The organism is Streptomyces sp. NPDC054956 (assembly GCF_053609185.1).
The window spans coordinates 14,209-33,051 of sequence record NZ_JBSGXB010000024.1; the positions used below are offsets into that span (position 1 = coordinate 14,209).

Annotated in this window: 19 protein-coding genes; 16 read left to right on the forward strand and 3 right to left on the reverse strand. The window is 73.1% G+C overall.

The window, feature by feature from the left end:
• Positions 1-2: 2 nt before the first annotated feature.
• The 4 genes from ACWGDE_RS07290 to ACWGDE_RS07305 all read left to right on the forward strand — a co-directional run bounded on the left by ACWGDE_RS07290 (position 3) and on the right by ACWGDE_RS07305 (position 4,744).
• Positions 3-971, forward strand: a complete 969-nt coding sequence (locus tag ACWGDE_RS07290; protein ID WP_453388002.1) for an ABC transporter ATP-binding protein — start codon at positions 3-5, stop codon at positions 969-971.
• A 244-nt stretch (positions 972-1,215) separates the two neighbouring features.
• On the forward strand, positions 1,216-1,965 hold the full coding sequence (locus ACWGDE_RS07295) for a DUF1707 SHOCT-like domain-containing protein (protein ID WP_453388027.1): 750 nt from the start codon (positions 1,216-1,218) through the stop codon (positions 1,963-1,965).
• Between the two features lie 74 nt (positions 1,966-2,039).
• Positions 2,040-3,383 carry a DUF445 domain-containing protein gene (locus ACWGDE_RS07300; protein WP_453388003.1) on the forward strand — a complete coding sequence of 448 codons (1,344 nt, stop codon included), beginning with the start codon at positions 2,040-2,042 and terminating at the stop codon, positions 3,381-3,383.
• Positions 3,384-3,529: 146 nt separating this feature from the next.
• A complete protein-coding gene (locus tag ACWGDE_RS07305; RefSeq protein ID WP_453388004.1) occupies positions 3,530-4,744 on the forward strand; it encodes an RNA-guided endonuclease InsQ/TnpB family protein in 1,215 nt (404 codons plus the stop codon).
• Between the two features lie 245 nt (positions 4,745-4,989).
• On the opposite strand, the gene ACWGDE_RS07310 is transcribed toward ACWGDE_RS07305, so the two are convergent.
• Entirely contained in the window at positions 4,990-5,166 is a 177-nt protein-coding gene (locus ACWGDE_RS07310) for a hypothetical protein (RefSeq protein ID WP_453388005.1), read from the reverse strand.
• Between the two features lie 192 nt (positions 5,167-5,358).
• Between ACWGDE_RS07310 and ACWGDE_RS07315 the strand changes: the two genes are divergently transcribed.
• The 3 genes from ACWGDE_RS07315 to ACWGDE_RS07325 all read left to right on the forward strand — a co-directional run bounded on the left by ACWGDE_RS07315 (position 5,359) and on the right by ACWGDE_RS07325 (position 8,232).
• Entirely contained in the window at positions 5,359-5,925 is a 567-nt protein-coding gene (locus ACWGDE_RS07315) for a GNAT family N-acetyltransferase (RefSeq protein ID WP_453388006.1), read from the forward strand.
• Between the two features lie 553 nt (positions 5,926-6,478).
• On the forward strand, positions 6,479-7,720 hold the full coding sequence (locus ACWGDE_RS07320) for a hypothetical protein (RefSeq protein ID WP_453388007.1): 1,242 nt from the start codon (positions 6,479-6,481) through the stop codon (positions 7,718-7,720).
• A 104-nt stretch (positions 7,721-7,824) separates the two neighbouring features.
• Positions 7,825-8,232, forward strand: a complete 408-nt coding sequence (locus ACWGDE_RS07325) for a very short patch repair endonuclease (protein ID WP_453388028.1) — start codon at positions 7,825-7,827, stop codon at positions 8,230-8,232.
• Positions 8,233-8,246: 14 nt separating this feature from the next.
• On the opposite strand, the gene ACWGDE_RS07330 is transcribed toward ACWGDE_RS07325, so the two are convergent.
• Positions 8,247-9,254 carry an SEC-C domain-containing protein gene (locus tag ACWGDE_RS07330; RefSeq protein WP_453388008.1) on the reverse strand — a complete coding sequence of 336 codons (1,008 nt, stop codon included), beginning with the start codon at positions 9,252-9,254 and terminating at the stop codon, positions 8,247-8,249.
• Positions 9,255-9,310: 56 nt separating this feature from the next.
• On the opposite strand from ACWGDE_RS07330, the gene ACWGDE_RS07335 reads away from it, so the two are divergent.
• The 6 genes from ACWGDE_RS07335 (at position 9,311) to ACWGDE_RS07360 (ending at position 14,234) form a co-directional block, all read left to right on the forward strand.
• Positions 9,311-10,111 carry a class E sortase gene (locus tag ACWGDE_RS07335; RefSeq protein WP_453388009.1) on the forward strand — a complete coding sequence of 267 codons (801 nt, stop codon included), beginning with the start codon at positions 9,311-9,313 and terminating at the stop codon, positions 10,109-10,111.
• Positions 10,112-10,146: 35 nt separating this feature from the next.
• Entirely contained in the window at positions 10,147-10,329 is a 183-nt protein-coding gene (locus tag ACWGDE_RS07340) for a DUF3311 domain-containing protein (RefSeq protein ID WP_453388010.1), read from the forward strand.
• A 38-nt stretch (positions 10,330-10,367) separates the two neighbouring features.
• Positions 10,368-11,870 (forward strand): sodium:solute symporter family protein, encoded by a 1,503-nt coding sequence (locus tag ACWGDE_RS07345; protein ID WP_453388029.1) that lies wholly within the window; start codon positions 10,368-10,370, stop codon positions 11,868-11,870.
• Between the two features lie 127 nt (positions 11,871-11,997).
• Positions 11,998-12,366, forward strand: a complete 369-nt coding sequence (locus tag ACWGDE_RS07350) for a DUF6412 domain-containing protein (protein ID WP_453388030.1) — start codon at positions 11,998-12,000, stop codon at positions 12,364-12,366.
• Between the two features lie 114 nt (positions 12,367-12,480).
• Entirely contained in the window at positions 12,481-13,254 is a 774-nt protein-coding gene (locus tag ACWGDE_RS07355) for a YidC/Oxa1 family membrane protein insertase (RefSeq protein ID WP_453388011.1), read from the forward strand.
• A gap of 122 nt (positions 13,255-13,376) precedes the next feature.
• Positions 13,377-14,234 (forward strand): fumarylacetoacetate hydrolase family protein, encoded by an 858-nt coding sequence (locus tag ACWGDE_RS07360; protein ID WP_453388012.1) that lies wholly within the window; start codon positions 13,377-13,379, stop codon positions 14,232-14,234.
• A gap of 78 nt (positions 14,235-14,312) precedes the next feature.
• Here the strand turns inward: ACWGDE_RS07360 and ACWGDE_RS07365 are convergent, their stop codons facing one another.
• On the reverse strand, positions 14,313-15,404 hold the full coding sequence (locus tag ACWGDE_RS07365; protein WP_453388013.1) for a Gfo/Idh/MocA family oxidoreductase: 1,092 nt from the start codon (positions 15,402-15,404) through the stop codon (positions 14,313-14,315).
• A 98-nt stretch (positions 15,405-15,502) separates the two neighbouring features.
• On the opposite strand from ACWGDE_RS07365, the gene ACWGDE_RS07370 reads away from it, so the two are divergent.
• From ACWGDE_RS07370 to ACWGDE_RS07380, 3 genes are all read left to right on the forward strand, one after another.
• The gene (locus ACWGDE_RS07370) at positions 15,503-16,609 is read left to right on the forward strand and encodes an ROK family transcriptional regulator (protein ID WP_453388014.1); all 1,107 of its coding nucleotides are present in this window, start codon (positions 15,503-15,505) and stop codon (positions 16,607-16,609) included.
• Positions 16,610-17,090: 481 nt separating this feature from the next.
• Positions 17,091-17,849, forward strand: coding sequence for a hypothetical protein (locus ACWGDE_RS07375; RefSeq protein ID WP_453388015.1), 759 nt, complete (start codon positions 17,091-17,093; stop codon positions 17,847-17,849).
• A 141-nt stretch (positions 17,850-17,990) separates the two neighbouring features.
• Positions 17,991-18,764: a GntR family transcriptional regulator gene (locus ACWGDE_RS07380; protein WP_453388016.1), complete on the forward strand. Its 774-nt coding sequence runs from the start codon at positions 17,991-17,993 to the stop codon at positions 18,762-18,764.
• Positions 18,765-18,843 lie beyond the last annotated feature (79 nt).

Genomic DNA, 18,843 nt, shown 5'->3' on the forward strand with positions numbered 1-18,843 from the left:
AGATGGCCGACGCGTTGATCTCGCTGGACGGGGTCGAGAAGGTCTTCGACGTACGGCGCCGGGTCGGGCTGATGCGCCGGGAGAAGCGGCAGGTCAGGGCCGTGGACGGGATCAGCTTCGAGGTGGCGAGGGGAGAGGTGGTCGGCTACATCGGGCCCAACGGCGCCGGCAAGTCGACGACCATCAAGATGCTGACCGGCATCCTCACCCCGAGCGGCGGCGAGCTGCGGGTCGCCGGCATCGACCCGGCGCGGGAGCGGATGCGCCTCGCGCACCGGATCGGGGTGGTGTTCGGGCAGCGCACGACCCTGTGGTGGGACCTGCCGCTGAAGGACTCGTACGGGCTGATGCGGCGGATGTACCGGATCCCGGCGGCGCGGTTCGCGGAGAACATGGAGCGCTGCGTGGACCGGCTCGACCTGGCCGAGCTGCTCGACGTACCGGTGCGGCAGCTCTCGCTGGGGCAGCGGATGCGCGGGGACATCGCGGCGGCGCTGCTGCACGACCCGGACGTGCTGTACCTGGACGAGCCGACGATCGGGCTGGACGTCGTCAGCAAGGCGAAGGTACGGGGCTTCCTGCGGCAGCTGAACGAGGAACTCGGGACCACGGTGCTGCTGACCACCCACGACCTCCAGGACATCGAGCAGCTGTGCGAGCGGGTGATGGTGATCGACCACGGGCGGCTGATGTACGACGGGTCGCTGGGCGGTCTGCACACGGCGGGCGGGGCGGGGGAGGGCGAGCGCACGCTGGTGGTGGACCTGGAGCGGGAGTTTCCGCCGGTCGAGGTGGCCGGGGCGCGGGTGGTCAAGGTGGAGGGGGCGCGGCAGTGGCTGGCGTTCCCGGCGCGCGCTTCGGCCGCGCCGCTGGTGGCGGCGGTGGCGGCGGAGTACCCGCTGCTGGACCTGTCGGTGCGGGAGCCGGACATCGAGGACGTGATCGCTCGGATGTACGCGGGGCGGGGATAGCGGGGCGGGGACGGCGGAGCGGGGACGACGGGGCGGGGACGGCGGGGCGGGGATAAATCAGGGACAACCCTGAGCCGGAGCCGGGTTGAAGTCATACAACTCTCGGGGGCGACTGCTTAGGCTGGTCCTCATGAGTGACGAGCGGCCTGAGAAGCCGTTGCCGCGGGAGCCGGTGCTGTTCGGGAAGCCTGATCTGCCGGAGCTGAAGCCTGATCTGCCGGAGCTGAAGCCTGATCTGCCGGAGCTGAAGCCTGATCTGCCGGAGCTGAAGCCCGAGTTGAAGCCGGAGCCGGCGCCGCTCCCGGATCTGAGGGCTTCGGACGCCGACCGGGACCGGGTGGTGGACCGGCTGCGGGACGCCGTCGCCGAGGGCCGGCTCGACATGGACGAGTTCGAGGAGCGGCTGGAGGCGGCGTACAAGTCCCGTACGTACGCGGAGCTGGAGCCGCTCACCCGGGACCTGCCCGCGCCCGGCGCGACGGCCCCGATCGCGGCCGCACCGGTCGGTCCGCCCGCACCGGTCGGCCTGACGAAGGGCGTGCCGGCGGGGTCGGAGTCCGACTGGCCGGCCAGGATCGGCGGCGTTGGCCCGGCGGGCGGGCCGGCCATGGCCGTCGCGGTCATGTCGGGCTTCCAGCGCAAGGGCAACTGGACCGTGCCCGCCCATCTCCACGCGGTGGCGTTCTGGGGCGGTGGTGAGCTCGACCTGCGCGAGGCGAACTTCGCGGAGCGCGAGGTCGTGATCAACTGCGTCGCCGTCATGGGCGGCATCCAGATCACCGTGCCGCCGGGCGTCGAGGTCGACGTACGGGGCATCGGCGTCATGGGCGCCTTCGACCAGCGCGACAACCCCGGGCCGCCGGCGCCGGGTGCTCCGCGGGTGGTCATCACGGGCTTCGCCTTCTGGGGCGGGGTGGAGATCAAGGTCAAGGCGCCGAAGTCGGCGTCGCGCTCGAACAAGCTTCCGCGGCCGGAGCGGCGCAAGGAGCTGTAGGCCTGGCCGGAGGGGCCCGGCCGGAGGGGCCCGGCGCGCCGGGAACTCTCGGGGCGCCCCGGGAGTCGGATGCTATGCAGACAAAACCGGCGCCCGGGGGAAGGCAGGAGCACGTGGAGCAGGGCAGCACGACTACGGCGGCTACGGCACGGGGCGGCTTCGTGTTCAGCGAGGCGGACGAGGAGCGCCGGCGCGGCGTCCGCCGGATGAAGCGGACCGCCACCGGCCTGCTGATCCTGGTGGCGCTGGTCTACGTGGCGGCGAAATGGGCCGAGCACGCGGGCGCGGGCGGCTGGGCGGGCTATGTCGCGGCCGGCGCCGAGGCGGGCATGGTCGGCGCGCTCGCGGACTGGTTCGCCGTCACCGCGCTCTTCCGGCGGCCGCTCGGCCTGCCCATCCCGCACACCGCGATCATCCCGACCAAGAAGGACCAGCTCGGCGTCTCCCTCGGGGAGTTCGTCGGGGAGAACTTCCTCTCCGCCGACGTGGTGCGCACCAGACTGCACGCGCTGGGCATCGGCGGCCGGCTCGGCGCCTGGCTGGCCGAGCCCGCGCACGCCGACCGGGTCACGGCGGAGCTGGCCACCGCGCTGCGCGGGGCGCTGACGGTCCTGCGGGACTCCGATGTGCAGGCCGTCGTGGGCGAGGCGATCACGCGGCGGGCCGAGACGGCGGAGATCGCGCCGGGGCTCGGCAAGACGCTGGAGAAGGTCGTCGCGGACGGCGGCCACCGCCGGGTCGTGGACCTGGTGTGCTCGCGGGCGCACGACTGGCTGGTCACGCACGCGGACTCGGTGGAGGCGGCGGTGCAGGGCGGGGCGCCCGGCTGGACCCCGCGCTTCGTGGACCGCAAGATCGGCGACCGCGTGTACAAGGAGCTGCTCCGCTTCGTCCAGGAGATGCGGGACATGCCGGAGCACCCGGCGCGCGGTGCGGTGGACCGTTTCCTCGCGGACTTCGCGGCGGACCTCCAGTCGGACACGGAGACCCGGGCGCGGGTGGAGCGGCTCAAGTCCGAGCTGCTGGCGCGCGACGAGGTGCAGGACGTGATCGCCTCCACCTGGACGGCGGTCCGGTCGATGATCATCTCGGCGGCGGAGGACGAGCGGAGCGCGCTGCGCCTGCGCGTCCGCTCCTCGCTGATGTCCCTCGGGTCCCGGCTGGCCACGGACGGCCGGCTGCAGAACAAGGTGGAGGGTTGGATCGAGGGCGCCGTGGTGTACGTGGTCACCACCTACCGGACCGAGATCACCTCGCTGATCACGGACACGGTGGCGGCCTGGGACGCCGAACACACCTCCCGCAAGATCGAGGCCCACATCGGCCGCGACCTGCAGTTCATCCGCATCAACGGCACGGTGGTCGGCGCCCTGGCGGGCCTGCTGATCTACACCTTGTCGCGGGCCTTCGGGGCGTAGCGCCGCCGGTACGGGGCTGCGCGCCGGGCCGTCCGGGCCCGGTACGGGGCCCGGCGCGGTCGCTGCTCGTGGCCGCCCGGCCACGCGCTTGCCAGCACAGATGTTCTCGTATTCGGCCGTGGACCAGCCGTAATACGGTGATCGGTGTGCAGCTTCGTTACCAGTACCGTGTCTACCCGACGCCTGGTCAGGCTCTTCGTGCCCGACGGGTGTTCGGGTGTCGGCGTGTGGTCTGGAACGATGCCCTGGCGATCGTTAAGCCGGTCAAGGCGTCGAACAAGCTGCTTGGCAGCCCCAAGACCCGGACCACTGAGGGCCCCTACTGGCAGATCCCTAAGAGCCCAGACCTGTCCAGGCTCCTGATCACGGCTGGGAAGAAGACCCCGGAGCGCGCGTTCCTGTCGGATGCGCCAGTAGGCGTGCTCCAGCAGACCTTGCGGGACTTTGACAAGGCGTGGGCGGCGCACGAGGACTCCAAGACTGGCAAGCGCAAGGGCCCCAGGGTCGCGCCGCCCCGGTTCAAGACGCGGCGCGACAACCGGCAGACGGCCCGCTTCACACGCTCCGACCGGTGGTCGATCACCGGTGACGGCAGGCTGCGCCTGCCGAAGATCGGTGACATCGAGGTCAAGTGGAGCAGGGATCTACCATCGGACCCGTCATCGGTCACTTTGATCAAGGATCGGTCCAACCGGTATTTCGTTTCGTTCGTGGTCGAGTCCGACCCGGCCGCCGACATTCTTCCGCCCGCAGACGGGGACCAAGGCATCGACCTGGGCCTGACTCGCTTTGCGGTCCTCGCGGACGGGTCGCACATCGCGAGCCCGAAGTACCTGCGCCGGGCGGAGAAGAGGCTGAAGAAGCGGCAGCGGGAACTGTCGCGCAAGGCGAAGGGATCAAGCAACCGGGACAAGGCCCGGATCAAGGTCGCCCGCGCTCACGCCGCCGTGGCTGACGCGCGCCGCAACTTCCACCACCAGTGGTCTCACAAGCTGACGAGCGAGAACCAAGCCGTCTTCGCTGAAACTCTGAACGTGCGTGGACTGGCGCGTACCCGGCTGGCCAAGAGCGTGCATGATGCGGGCTGGGCCCAGTTCCTCGCGTTCTGTGAGTACAAGGCGATCAGGCGCGGGCGGCAGTTCGTCAAGGTCGCCCGCGAGTTTCCCAGTTCCCAGATCTGTTCCGCCTGCGGGCACCGGGACGGCCCCAAGCCGTTGCATGTCCGAGAGTGGGCGTGTAGCAATTGCGGCACGCGGCATGATCGGGACTGGAACGCGAGCAAGAACGTCCGTGTTGAAGGCCGGCGCGTCCTCGCGGCAATGACACCATCCACCCCCGGACCGGGGGCCTCGCGCCGGTAACGGGGTGAGCAAACGCCTGCGGAGTGTGCGTAAGACCAGGCCGCGGCCAGGCAGCGCACGCAACCCCGTCCCTTGACGGGAGGAACCAGGAAACATCGTGGTTGTCGCCCACATACGTGAGCGCCGACGGACGGAGAATCGCCCGTTTCCGTGGGGCGAGGCGAGGTCAATACGGAACTCGGTACCCGCGCCGCCACGCCCAACTCCTCGACGTCACCGACCCATACGCTCGTGCGACGGCGAGGCTAACCCGGCCCCTTGACCACCCGTCGGGCGCCCAGCGCGCCCAGCACCAGCACGGCCCCGCCGATCACCGGTTCCGGCACCGAATCCCGTACGCCGCGCGGCAGTACGGCCACCACGCCCAGGACGAGGAGGAACGCGAGCCCGCACCCGGCGGCGGCCCGAAGCAGTCTGTCCACGCGCTGCTAACGCGCCGCCCGGCCGCCCGACACGGACCGCGCCGAGGGGATTTGTCGCACACTCGCCGCATCCGTGCGATGTCTGCCCAGGGAACCGGATGGGCATAAATTCAATCTCCCACCCAAAGGGGCAAACCACCTCCGCCCCGCGGAGCTCACCCGCCCCTCCCCCATTCCCCTCCCCGATCCCCGATGAACACCAGGAGCCAGGACATCGTGATCTGCTACGGACAGGCCGTCCTCGACCTCGCGGACGAACTGGTCGACGCCTACGCCGACGTCTTCTCCGCCCCGCCGTGGAACGAAGACGAAGAAACCATTCGCCAATTCGCGGCCCGGCTCCCGGCCGACGCCCGGCGCCGTGGTTTCCGTACCGCCCTCGCCCAGTCCGCCACCGGCATCGACGGCTTCGCCACGGGCTGGATCACCCCGGCGGCCTTCCCGAAGAACCGCGCGTACGCCCAGGTCGCGGCCCAGCTCGGCCCGGCCCGGGTCAAGGAACTCCTCGCCGGAGCCCTGGAGATAGACGAACTCGCCGTACGCCCCTACGCGCGCGGCCGCGGCACCGGCCGGGCCCTCCTCACCGAGATCACCACCGACGCCCCGGACCGCCGCGCCTGGCTGCTGACCAGCCGCCTGGCCAAGGACACGGTGGCCACGTACCGCCGCCTGGGCTGGCACGAGGTCCAGGCCCTGCCCGGCACGGAGACGGGCGTGATCGTCTTCCTCTCCCCGGACCACCCGAACCGAGCAGCCTGACCCCTGCCCCTGCGGTCGCCCGCCGGGCGCCGCGAGGCCCCTCCCGAACCTCCGTCGGGCGCCGGTCGGCGCCGGATGGTGCTCTGACCGGCAAGGTTCACCGGATCCCACCCGGCACGGCACCTCGCGCCGTCGTCGGCCCACGCGAGCACACCCAGCGCGAGCCGCGCCCCTCCGCCCGGGGCCCATCTCAAGCGGGAGCCGGGGCAGAAGCACCGCCCCAGGCGCCCCGGCCCGGGCGCCCCGGCCACAACACCGGAGCCGCGCAGCCGAGACTCGCCCGGACCCGCCTGCGGCGCAGCACCCGAAGGCCCCGGCCCTGCCGGAGGCCCTACACCCGCAGGCCGACGCACCCCCCGGAGCGCCGACAGACCGTTCCAAAAGGCGGCCCGCCGGGGGAGTCCAGTCCCCTCCCCCGGGGCATACCGCGGCCATGAACCCCACCACGCACACCATCCACTCGCTGCACTCCACGAAGGCCCCTCAGGCCCAACACACACCCCATGCACCCCACACCTCGCGCCCACCCCAGGACCAGCGCCCACCCCAGGCCTTGCGAGCTCAGCGCACCCTACCGGCTCAGCGCACGCCGGAGGCTCTGCACGCCCCGCCCAACCAACCGGCGGCCCCAGCTCCGCACAACCCACCGGCGCTCCCGTCCGCGCCCAACCCACCGGCGGCCCCGACCCCGCCCAACCCACCGGCGGCCCCGACCCCGCACAACCCACCGGCGGCCCCGCCTCCGCACACCCCCCACGCTCCCCCCAAGGCCCGCCCCGCCCCCGCCCCCGCGGCCCGACGTCAGCTCAATCTCGCCACGCGCCATCAGCTCATCGCCCAGGCCGGCATCCCGTCGGGCACGATCACCTCCCGCACCCGACCCGGCGGGCCCTGGCAGCGGCTGCTGCCCCGCGTCTACCTGCTCCAGACGGGGCCCCCGGACCACCGTCAACGCGCCCTCGCCGCGGTCCTCTACGCCGCCGAGCCCGGCTCGGACCCGCTCTCCGGAGATACGGCCGCCCTCACCGGCGGCGCCGCCCTCGCCCTCCTCGGCATCCGCGAAGCCCCGTACGCACCCGCCGACATCCTGATCCGCGCCCCGCGCCGGCTCGCCGGCTGTACGGGGGTGCACCCGCTCCGGACCACCCGCTGGCCCCGCACCATCACCGTCTCCGGCATCCCCAGCACCCGCCCGGTCCGCGCGGCCGCCGACTTCGCCGCCCGCTGCGAGGTCCCCGACCGGATCCGCTCGGTCCTGGCCCAGGTGGTCCAGTCGGGCTGGTGCCACCCGCACGACCTGCACACCGAACTGCGCGAGGCCCGGCTCCTGCGCCGCCCGGCGATCCGCGAGGCGGCGGCGGAACTGGTAGCCGGAGTCCGCTCGATCGCCGAGGCCCAGGCCCGCGACACCCTGACCGCGACCGACCTCCCGACCCCCCTGTGGAACGCCCGCCTCTACACCCCGGACGGCACCTTCCTGGCGAGCCCGGACGCCTACTGGCCCGACGAGGGCGTGGCCCTGGAGATCGACTCGGCGGAGTACCACTACACCCGCGACTCCTGGCACGCCACCCTCCGCCGCCGCCTGCGCCTGGAGTCCCACGGTGTCCTGGTGGTCAGCGCCACCCCGTCGATGATCCGCGACACCCCCGACGAGGTAATCGCGGCCCTCCGCACCCTCCTGACCCTCGCCACCACCCGCCCCACCCCACCCACAGCCCAAGCCCGCGGCCACGTGCAACTGGCGCTGCCGGGATGGGCACCGTCTCGCGGCTCAGGAGCCCCGCGGGGCTGATGGAGCACGGAAGTCGTGAGTCGAAGCGGCGTGGGAGGATCTACTCGGAATCTGATGGCTGCGGTGAAGGTGTCCAGGTGTCGGAAAAGCGGAGAGAATCCCCGATGACGCCGTCGAGCGGTGGGGTTTCCGCTCGCATGCGGCGCCAGGCGAGTCGCGACACCAAGCCGGAGATGGCGGTGCGGCGACTGCTCCACGCGTCGGGAGCGCGGTACCGGCTCCAGTGCAAGGTGCCCGGTATGTCCCGGCGGACAGTCGACATCGCCTTCCAGCGGCGCCGCGTTGCCGTCTTCATCGACGGCTGTTTCTGGCACGGCTGCCCGCAGCACGCCACCAGCCCCAAGGCGAATTCGGAGTGGTGGCGTACCAAGCTCGACCGGAACCGGGAGCGGGATGTCGAGACCAACACCCGCCTGGAGGAGGAGGGTTGGTTGGTCCTCCGCTTCTGGGAGCACGAGTCGCCGGATGATGTCGTGGTACGGATCCTCGCGGCCCTCGAGGACAGGCGCTGAACCTGGGCCCTGCGTCAGGCGGCGGCCGTGCCGTGGCACTCCGCGTACGGCTTGCCCGAGGTGCACCAGCATGGGGTTGTCCCTTGAGGGGGCCACGGGGTGGCCTTGCCGCGGGCTGCCAGGGTGGTGGCGTATTCCGCCAGGAGGGACGGGGAGGACGGGGAGGTCTTCTCCGAGGCCGCGAAGGCTTCGTACGAGGGGACGCTGGCCGTGACGATGCCCAGGTTCGTGGTGCCCGAGGCGGCCAGGGAGCGGAGGGAGGCTTCGACCTGGGCCAGGTGGGCGTCGTGGGAGGGGTACTCCGCGGCCAGGGTCGGGTACGAGGTGAGGAGTTCGGCCAGTTCGCGGGCCGGCCAGTGGAGGATGGCCACCGGGAACGGGCGGGAGAGCGCGGCGCGGCGGTCGCCGAGTTCGGCGCGCAGGCGGGCGATCTCGGCGCGGAGCTCTGCGGGGTCGTCGGAGCCGAGGGCCCAGATGCGCTTGGGGTCGTGGAGTTCGTCCAGCGGGATCGGGCCGATGTGCCGGGTGTCCGCGACCATGTCCCAGTCGTCGTGCGGGAGTCCGAGGAGGCGGCGCACGCGGTGGCGGCCCGTCAGGAGCGCGGTGGTCGCCCGGGTGAGGGGGGCGTTGTCCGGGGCGAGGAGGGTGGCCGCCTCCGTGAAGCACTCGTGGGAGGCTTCGAGCTCGTCGTGGGCCTCGAGGGCCTCGGCGATGACCTCCCAGGGGGCAGGGTCCGTGGGGGCGGCCGCGCGGATGCCGGAGATCAGGGCGCGGGCCTCGGGCTCGTGGCCGTACTCCCAGAGGTTGGCCGCCTGGAGGGCCTTGATCAGGGACGGGTCGTCGACGGTTTCCCTGGCCAGGAGTTGGTCGTAGAGGGCGCTCGCCCGTTCGCGTTCGTCGGCCAGTTCGAGGTGGGCCGCGGCCTGGAGGAGCAAGGGCTCCTGGTCCTCGGGGTAGCGGGTCGCCGTGCGGATGAGGCGCTCGGCTTCGGCGATGTGCTCGGCAGGCGTGTCGGGGCGCATGGTTCACACCGTACTGCGGCTGGTCAGTTGACGGGGGAGGACTTAAGGTGCCGCCCGTGCGGGATCACGTGCGGGTCGTGGTGCAGGGGAGGGGCCGGCGGGCGCGCCGGGCCGGTCTCGCGGGGGTGTTGTGGGCGGCGGGCGAACTGGCCGTCACGGTAGGCATGGTGGTCATGTTGCTGGTGGTGCACCAGGTGTGGTGGACCAACCGGCAGGCCCTCGCCGCTGCACATCAGCAGGTCAGGGAGCTGGAGAGCGAGTGGGCCTCCGCTCCTTCCCCTGCTCCTTCCGAGTCCGTCCCCGATCCCGCCCCCGTCGCGGAGGCGCCCGCCGAGCCCTCCGAGGAGCCGGCCGTCTCGGCCCCTCCCGCGGCGGAACCCGCCACCCGGGCGCCGAGTGCTCCCAAGCCCGCGCCGCGGGAGGGCGCGTACGGGGTCCTGCGCATTCCGCGCCTCGGCGTCGTCGCGCCCATCGCCGAGGGCGTCGACAGGCGGACCATCCTGGACAAGGGGTACGTCGGCCACTACGTGGGGACCGCGCAGCCCGGCGCGGAGGGGAACTTCGCGCTCGCCGGGCACCGCAACACGCACGGGGAGCCCTTCCGCTACATCAACCGGCTGAAGGCCGGGGACGAGGTGATCGTCGATGTGCGGGGGCGCAGGTACGTGTACGTCGTGGGGAAGACGCTGGCGGAGACCAGCGAGCGCGACACCGGGGTGATCGCGCCCGTACCGCGCAGCACCGTCAAGCCGGAGGCCGGCTACGGGGAGCCCGGCGCGTACATCACGCTCACCACCTGCACGCCCGAGTACAGCTCCAAGTACCGGCTCGTGGTGTGGGGAACGCTGCGGCGTTGAAGGGCCCTTAGTGTGGGGCGGTGCGTCTGAAATGGGTGAAACGTCCTCAGCTGTTGTGGCTCGCCGTGCCGTTCGTGCTGTTCGTCGGGGCGCTGCCCTTCGTGAACCGGGCGGATCCGGCGCCGGGAGGCGTACCGTTCCTGCTCCTCTGGTGCGCGGGCGCGACCCTCGTCACCCCGATCGCCGTCTGGCTGACCTGGCGCGGTGACCACCGGTGAGCGCGGCGGCCGTGGCGACCACCGTCTTCGCCGTGTTCATGATCGCGACCGTCGCGCTCGGCCTGCTGGCCGTGCGCGGGCGCGGCGGGGGCGGCGGCGGGCTCGCCGAATGGTCGGTGGGCGGGCGCTCGCTCGGCACCGTCTTCATCTGGGTGCTGATGGCGGGCGAGGGGTACACCAGCTTCAGCTACCTCGGCGCGGCCGGCTGGGGCTACAACTACGGAGCCCCCGTGATGTACGTGATCGCGTACATGTCCTGCGGGTACGCGGTCGGTTACGTCGTCGGGCCCCTGCTGTGGGACTACGCGCGCCGCCACGGGCTGGTCGGCATCACCGACATGGTGGCCCACCGGTACGGGCGCCCCTGGCTCGGCGCGGCCGTCGCGGTGCTCGCGACCGTCTTCCTGCTCCCCTACATCCAGCTCCAGATCACGGGCATGGGCGTGGTCGTCTCGACGGTGACCTACGGGGCGGTGTCCCTGGAGTGGGCCTACTTCATCGCCTTCGCCGTCACGACGGGGTTCGTCGTCGTCAGCGGACTGCGCGGCAGCGCGTGGGTGTCGGTACTGAAGGACGTGCTGGTCATCGGCACGCTCGGGTTCCTCGCGGTGTATGTGCCCCTGCACTACTTCGGCGGCTACGGGGAGCTCTTCGACCGGCTCGCGGCCGAGCGGCCGCAGTGGCTGACGCTCCCCGGCGCCGGGAGCGGGGCGGGCGGCCGCGGGGAGCTGGGGGCGGGGTGGTTCGCCTCCACCACTGTCCTGAACGCGCTGACCGTGGTCATCTTCCCGACCACCGTGGCCGGTTACCTGGGCGCGCGCGACGCCGACGCGCTGCGCCGCAACGCGATCCTGCTGCCCGCCTACAACGTGCTGCTCTTCGTGCCGATGCTGCTGGGCATGGCCGCGCTGTTCGTCGTACCGGGACTGACGGGCGCGGACTCCAACCTCGCGCTGTTCAAGCTGGTCGTGGACTCGCTGCCCGCCTGGGCGGTGGGCGTGATCGGGGTGGCGGCGGCGCTGTCGTCGATCGTGCCGATGGCGGTGTTCATGCTGGTCATCGGCACGATGTGGGGGCGCAGCGTGCTCTCGCTGGTGCCGAGTTGGAGCTCGGGGGAGCGGCAGAAGCTGGCCTCGCGGCTGGTGGTGGTCGCGGCCGGGGCGATCGCGCTGGTCATGACCTACACCGCGCCAAACACGCTGGTGAGGCTCTCGCTCGTGTCGTACGAGGGCATGGCGCAGCTGGTACCGATGCTGCTGCTGGGTCTGGTGTGGCGCAGGCTGACGGCCTGGGCGGCGGTCGCCGGCCTGGTCGCGGGGGTCGTGGTGGTCTGCGGGCTGGTCTTCACGGGCAACGATCCGGTGCGGGGCGTGAACGCGGGCACGGTGGCGCTGGTCGTGAACCTGGCGGTGGCGCTGACGGTGACCGCGCTGGGGCCGCGGGACCGGGGTGACGGGCGGCCCGACGAGGAAGTGCTGGCACGAGATCCGCTGCCCGGGGACGATCCGGTCCCCGCGGCCGTTGTCAGAGGTGCGGGCTAAGATCGATCACGAGTGCTGGTGCTGTACGGCACGCGGGCGTACGGGAGTTCGTGCGCGGGAGCGGAAGGGGGTGGTCTGCATGGCTGGGGAACGAAACGGTGGTGGGACCTCGCCGTCCCTCCTCGCCGTGTCCGGCTTCGCCGCCCTGTCCGCGCTCGCCCGGAGTTCGGGTGCGCGGGCATTCGCCCGGCTGGCCCCGCTGGTTCCGCTGGTGCTGCTGGTGCTGCTCGGGGGAGTCCTCGGGCTGTTCGCCGGGCCGTTCACCGGGGAGGGCGGGCTGGGCGCTGTCGTGGCCGTCCTGGCGGTCACCGTCGCCGTCGGTGCCGAGGCGCTGGCCGCCGCCGCGCGGCTCGTCCTGCCCGTGCCGCCGCACCGCATACGCACCGCGATCCGTGATCGCGAGCAGCGCACGGCGTTCCTGCCGCAGCGCGATCCCGACGCCTCGGGCCGGTCGCGGCCCAGGGCACCCGGCCGGCTCGTCCCGACGGCCGCGTAGGGGCGCGCAGTTCCACTCGCCTTCCGCTGACTGATCACTGTTGTCGCCCCTCGCGGGTCGTCACGCCGAAACGCATCTCTTTCGACGTTCGACGAGACCCCTCGGAGGGCCCACGTGTCCGTATTCACTCATCTTGTTGCCCAGCTGGGCCGGCTCCTGGAGCCGTTCCTGGCCGAGTCCGCGACCGCTGCCGCGATCGTGCTGTTCACCGTGCTCGTGCGGCTCGCGCTGCACCCGCTGAGCCGGGCCGCCTTCCGCGGGGCGACCCCGGTGGCGGGCTGCCTGCCCGTGCTGCTGCAGCTGCCGGTGTTCTTCGTGATGTACCAGGCGTTCTCCTCGGCGGAGATCGGCGGGGCCGCCAACGAGCTGCTCGGGCACCGGCTGTTCGCCGCGCCGCTGGGGGACCGGTGGGGCGACGCGCTCGGCGAGGGCGGCCTGTTCGGGGCGCGGGGGCTGGTGTTCCTCGGGCTGTTCTCGGCCATCGCGGTCGTGGCCGCCTGGAGCGCGGCACGCGGGCGCAAGGCCGCGGCGCTGGCGGCTGCCTCGGCGGAGACGGCTGGCGGCGGGGCCACCGGCGGGGCTGCCGGTGGCCGGGCCGGGGGCGCCAAGGCCGGCCGGGCCGGGGTCGCGTCGGGCGGGGCCGTGCCCGCCTTGCCCGCCGGGGTGAGCGAGGAGCAGCGGGAGGCCATGCGCAAGCTGGGCGGCGTACTGCCCCTGCTGTCCTTCGGGACGCTGATCACCGCTGCCCTGGTGCCGCTGGCCGCCGGGCTGTACCTGGTCACCACCACCGCGTGGTCCGTGGCCGAGCGGGCCTGGCTGCAGCACCGCAAGGAGCGGGCCGAGCGGACCGGGCAGAAGATCACCGGAGCCGCGCGTTCCAGTCTGTGAACAGGGTCTTGCGGATTGGGCCGACTTCTTGGAGGATCGACCAATCCTCCGATGGCCGCAACCCATCGTCCGGCCCGGGGCATGCCCATGGGTCGACCACCCACGACCACGGGAGAATGCCCATGAAGCTGCTGCGTGTAGGACCCGTCGGGTCGGAGCGCCCCGCGCTGCTCGACCAGGACGGGACCCTGCGGGACCTGTCCGGCCTGATCACGGATGTGGACGGCGCTCTGCTCGCCGACGACTCCGTGCTGTCCCGGGTACGGGACGCGGCCGGGTCCGGTGAGCTCCCGGTGCTGGACGCCGAGGGTCTGCGGATCGGGTCCGCCGTCGGCCGCATAGGCAAGGTCGTGGGCATCGGCCTGAACTACCACGGGCACGCGGCCGAGGTCGGCGCCGAGCCGCCGGCCGAGCCGATCCTGTTCCTCAAGGCTCCGGACACCGTGGTCGGCCCGGACGACACCGTGCTGATCCCGCGCGGCAGCGTCAAGACCGACTGGGAGGCCGAGCTCGGCGTCGTCATCGGCAGCACCGCCCGCTACCTGGCCTCCGCCGAGGAGGGCCTCGCGCACGTCGGCGGGTACGTGCTGGTCAACGACGTGACCGAGCGCGCGTTCCAGAACGAGCGCGGCGGCACCTGGGACAAGGGCAAGAACTGCGAGACGTTCACGCCGCTCGGCCCCTGGCTGGTCACCGCCGACGAGATCCCGGACCCGCAGGTGCTCGACGTCAAGCTGTGGGTCAACGGCGAGCTCAAGCAGGACGGCAACACCTCGGACCAGATCTTCCCGGTCGGCGAGGTCGTGCGGTACGTGAGCCAGTTCATGACCCTGTACCCGGGCGACGTCCTGGTCACCGGCACCCCGGCCGGCGTGGCCGCGGGCCAGCCGGAGCCGAAGCCGTTCCTGCGGGCCGGTGACGTGGTGGAGGTCGAGATCGACGGCCTCGGCCGCCAGCGCCAGGAGTTCAAGAGCGCCTAGTCCGGCGGGCCGGACAGGGAGGGGCGGTGCCGTCGTGGACGGCGCCGCCCCTTTTTCCGTGCCGTGCGGAGTCCGGCGTCAGGCGAGTTCGACCGTCACCCCGTCGCGCGAGGACCTGCGCGCGGCCTCCAGTACGTCCAGGCAGTGCGCCGCCTCCAGTGCCGTCACCGGGGCCGGGCCGCCGGTGCGCAGCGCCTCCGCCACGGCCGCGTAGTACGCCGGGTAGTCGCCCGGAGCCGTCGGCACCGGCGTACCGCCGCCGGTCAGCGGGGACTCCCCGGAGCCCAGCCGGCCCCACACGTGCTCGGGCTCCTCGCCCCACGTACGTTCGGGGTCGCCGGGGCGCAGGCCTTCGCGCAGGGCGGCCTCCTGCGGGTCCAGCCCGTACTTGACGTAGCCCGCGCGGGAGCCGAGCACCCGGAAGCGGGGTCCCAGCTGGGCGGTGGTCGCGCTGACGTACAGGTGCGAGCGGACCCCGCTCGCGTGCGTGACGGCGATGAAGGTGTCGTCGTCGGCCTCCGCGCCCGGGCGGCGCACGTCGGCCTCCGCGTAGACCCGTACGGCCGGGCCGAACAGCACCAGCGCCTGGTCGACCACATGGCTGCCGAGGTCGTACAGCAGGCCGCCGATCTCCTCCGGGGCGCCCGACTCGCGCCAGCCGCCCTTGAGCTGCGGGCGCCAGCGCTCGAAGCGGGACTCGAAGCGCTGGATCTCGCCCAGCTCGCCGTCGGCGAGGAGGCGGCGCAGCGTGAGGAAGTCGTTGTCCCAGCGGCGGTTCTGGAAGACCGACAGGAAGGTCCCGGTCCGCTCGGAGAGCTCGGACAGCTCGCGCGCCTCGGCGGCGGTCGCGGCGAGCGGCTTGTCCACGACCACCGGGACGCCGGCGGTGAGGGCGGTGGTGGCGAGCGGGACGTGCGTCTTGTTGGGGGAGGCGATGACGACGAGGTCGAGGGCGGGGGACCGGTCCCACAGCTCGTCGGCGCTGCCGGCGATCCGGACGTCCGGGTAGGCCTCGCGCGCCTGGGCGGCACGGCCCGGGTCGGAGGTGACGACGGTGTCGAGGACGAGGCCGTCGGTCGCGGACACGAGGGGGGCGTGGAAGACGGAACCGGCCAGTCCGTAGCCGACGACTCCGACGCGGAGGGGGGTGGCGGGGGCGTTGTCGTTCATGTCGAACACTTTGGCAACAGTGTTGCCAAAGTGCAAGGAGGGTGGACAATGGGCAGGTGGACAGGGGTAGCGGAGGCAGCAGGGGCCAGGCGAGCGGCGTGAATCTGCCGGTGCTGCGCGGGCACAACGACGCGCTGGTACTGGACCTCCTGCGCGGCGCCGGCCCAGCCGGCCTCGGCCGCGCGGACCTCGCGGACCGTACGGGGCTCACCCCGCAGGCCGTCAGCAAGATCACGGCACGTCTCCGGGACGAGGGGCTGGTGGCCGACGCCGGGCGCGAGGCGTCCACGGGAGGCAAACCGCGCACGCTGCTGAGGCTGGTCCCGGAGGCGCGGTACGCGGTCGGGGTGCACCTGGACCGCGACGAGCTCACGGCGGTACGGGTGGACCTGGCCGGTCGCGTCGTCGGCGACTGGCGGGGGCCGCTGGACTTCGGGGCCGGTCCGGACGTGGTGGTCGACGTGGCGGTACGGGCGGTCGAGCGGGTGTGGGACGGCGCGGGTGGCGTCGGCGCGGGCACGGCCGGTGGGGCGGTCCTCGGTGTCGGTGTGGCCGCGCCGGGGCCGCTGGACTGGCGGACCGGGGTGCTGGGACGGGTGACGGGGTACCCGCAATGGGAGGGGTTCCCGTTGCGGGAGGTGCTCCAGGGGCGGCTCGGGCTGCCGGTGCGGGTGGACAAGGACACCAACGCGGGGGTGGCGGGGGCCGGGTTCGAGGCGGCCGCCGCGGACGAGGCGGTGGCGTACGTGCACGTCGGCACCGGACTGGGGGCGGGGCTCCGGCTCGGCCCCGGCGGGATCCACCGGGGGCGGCGTTCGGCGGCGGGGGAGTTCGGGCACCAGGTGCTGCGACTGGACGGCCCGCCGTGCCGCTGCGGCGGGCGCGGGTGCGCGGAGGTGCTCTGCCTGGACGCGGTGGCGGGGGGCCGGCTGGAGGAGGCCGCGCGGATCGTGGGGGAGGCGACGGCGAACCTGGTCGCGCTGCTGGATGTGGATCGGGTGCTGCTGGGGGGACGCGTGGTGGCGGCTGCGCCGGGCGTGTTCGTGGAGGGGGTGCGGGGGGTGGTCTCCGCGAGGTCCCTGGCCGGTGGTGGGGGCGGGGGCGGGGGCGGGGGCGGCGCGGTGAAGGTCTGCCTCGCGGAGGCGGGGGTGGCCGAGGGGGCGGCGGAGTTGGTGCTCGCGTCCGTGTTCGGGCGTGGTGGGTAAGGCGGGGGCCGTCCCCGTCCGGGTCGGTGGTTGGCCCTGCGGGGCCTGTCCCCTACCCACCCTTCCACCGTTCCCCGGGCGCAGCCCGGACCCCTGAGCCCGGGCTGCGCCCGAGCCTCCTGGGGCTCCGCCCCGGACCCCGGTCCTCAAACGCCGGACGGGCTGGAATGGGCTCGGCTCGGGCGGGGGCAGGCGCGGGTCGGGCTGGAATGGGCTCGGCCCGGGCGGGGGCAGGCGCCGGACGGGCTGGAATGGCCCCGCCCAGGCGGAGGCCGGGTGGGGGGCAGGCGCCGGTCGGGCGGGAATGGGCTCCGCTCGGGTGGGGCTAGGCGTGTGTCGGCCATCCGGGGGAAAAGGGGGTGAGTCGGGCGCGGCGCTGGACAGGGGGTTGCGGGGGCGTGGGAGGGTGCGGGCAGGGCCGGGGTGATTGTCGCCTCGTCCGACAATCGTCCTGTCCGTCGGCGAGTAGCGAAGGTCTGCCATGAGACTGCGCAAAGCCCTTGCCCTCTCCGCCGCCCTCGTCGCCGTCACCGCCTTCGCCCCCACCGCGGCCGCGGACATCGGCACCGGCGGCGGGGCCCGCCCCGCCCCCGCGCTCCCCTCCCGGGTGGAGGCCACCTGCGGCGACGGGAAGAGCACGCAGTTCCCCGTCGGCGCCCGCATCCGCGGCGGCCCGTCCGTCTACCGGACCGGCGACGAGCCGCAGACCTGGTACCTCGACCTCACCAACACCACCGCCTCCGAGTGCACGGCCATCCACCCCGTCGTCGTCTTCACCGACAAGGCCCGGGCCCTGCGCCCCGCCCATTTCCGGATGGAGTTCGAGGCCCCCGGAGCACCGGGCGGCGGGACCTTCCCCGTCAGCCTGGAGCACACCGACCGGGACGAGATCATCGCCGTCTTCGACGGCGGCGACGCCTTCGCGGGCTTCACCGTCGGCCCCGGCGGTTCCGTGACCGTCACCGTCCGGCTCGCCTTCGCCCCCGGAACCCCGCACGGTGAGGCCGTGGCCGACGCCGCCCTCGTCCAGCGCAAGGGTGACGACGGCGACTGGGTCGGCGAGGCCGGCGGCTACCGCTTCGACGTCGAGGGACCCGACGCCGGCGAGACCGGGGAAGCGGGCGCGCTGGCGGGCACCGGCGGACCCGGCCGCCCGGCCTGGGTGTACGGGGCCGGTGCCGCCGCGGCCCTGGCCGGCGGGGGCACGCTCCTGCTCGGAGCCCGCCGCCTGCGGGGCTAGGCCGTCTCTTCCGGATCTTGCCTGACCCACACCGCCCAGGCTTCCCAGCCCGCCCGGGCCCCGACGCGCAGCCCGCCCCCCAACTCGCCGCCCCCGCAGCCCCCCACCTCCCCGTACACCCCGTCCACGTAGAGTCCGAGCGTGGAAGAACCGACCCGTTACCCGTACCACCACCGGCCCGGCCAGCCCGTCCGCTCGGGCATCCCGGAGCACGGCCGCATCCCCAAGTACTACGCCGTCAAGGCCCGCATCGCCGGGCTGCTCGACGAGCTCGGCGAGGGCGGGCCGCTGCCCACCGAGCGCGATCTCGCCGAGCAGTACGAGGTCTCCCGCGAGACCGTCCGCCAGGCCCTGCGCGAGCTGCTGCTCGAAGGCCGGCTGCGCCGCTCGGGCCGCGGCACCGTAGTCGCCGGGCCGAAGCTCGAACAGCCGCTGTCGCTGGCGAGTTACACCGAGGGCGTACGCCGCCAAGGCCGCACGCCCGGGCGCCATCTGATCGGCCTGGAACGGTTCCCCTGCCCGGCCGACGTGGCCGCGGGCATCGGGGCCGAGCCCGGGGAGCCGGTCTGGCACCTCGAGCGCGTGCTGCTCGCGGACGACGAGCGGGTCGGGCTCGAGAGCACGTACATCGGGGTCGCCCGCGCACCCCGCCTCGACATCGATTTCCAGCCGGACTCCTCCTTCTACGGATACCTCCACGACAGCCTCGGCATCTCCTTCGGCGACGCCGACGAGAAGCTGGAGACGGTCCTGGCCACCCCCCGCGAGGCCCTGCTGATCGGCACCCCGCCCGCGCTCCCGATGCTGCTCATCCACCGTTTCTCGCGGGACCGCGACGGCCGGCCGCTGGAGCGGGTGCGTTCGCTCTACCGTGGCGACCGGTTCAGCTTCACGACCCACCTGCGGCCCGAATAGTCCCGCCCCAACCGCCTGAATCGAAAGAAAAGGGGCGTACTCGTATCACGGAACGGTAACGGGTCTAGTCCAAGCGTCG

What these genes read in the sequence shown, in the direction of transcription:
- ACWGDE_RS07315 (WP_453388006.1), top strand. Translation starts at nt 5,359, where the DNA reads ATGAACACCAGGAGCCAGGACATCGTGATCTGCTACGGACAGGCCGTC.
- ACWGDE_RS07290 (WP_453388002.1), top strand. Translation starts at nt 3, where the DNA reads ATGGCCGACGCGTTGATCTCGCTGGACGGGGTCGAGAAGGTCTTCGAC.
- ACWGDE_RS07365 (WP_453388013.1), bottom strand. Translation starts at nt 15,404, where the DNA reads ATGAACGACAACGCCCCCGCCACCCCCCTCCGCGTCGGAGTCGTCGGC.
- ACWGDE_RS07325 (WP_453388028.1), top strand. Translation starts at nt 7,825, where the DNA reads ATGACGCCGTCGAGCGGTGGGGTTTCCGCTCGCATGCGGCGCCAGGCG.
- ACWGDE_RS07375 (WP_453388015.1), top strand. Translation starts at nt 17,091, where the DNA reads ATGAGACTGCGCAAAGCCCTTGCCCTCTCCGCCGCCCTCGTCGCCGTC.
- ACWGDE_RS07330 (WP_453388008.1), bottom strand. Translation starts at nt 9,254, where the DNA reads ATGCGCCCCGACACGCCTGCCGAGCACATCGCCGAAGCCGAGCGCCTC.
- ACWGDE_RS07360 (WP_453388012.1), top strand. Translation starts at nt 13,377, where the DNA reads ATGAAGCTGCTGCGTGTAGGACCCGTCGGGTCGGAGCGCCCCGCGCTG.
- ACWGDE_RS07300 (WP_453388003.1), top strand. Translation starts at nt 2,040, where the DNA reads ATGCAGACAAAACCGGCGCCCGGGGGAAGGCAGGAGCACGTGGAGCAG.
- ACWGDE_RS07345 (WP_453388029.1), top strand. Translation starts at nt 10,368, where the DNA reads ATGATCGCGACCGTCGCGCTCGGCCTGCTGGCCGTGCGCGGGCGCGGC.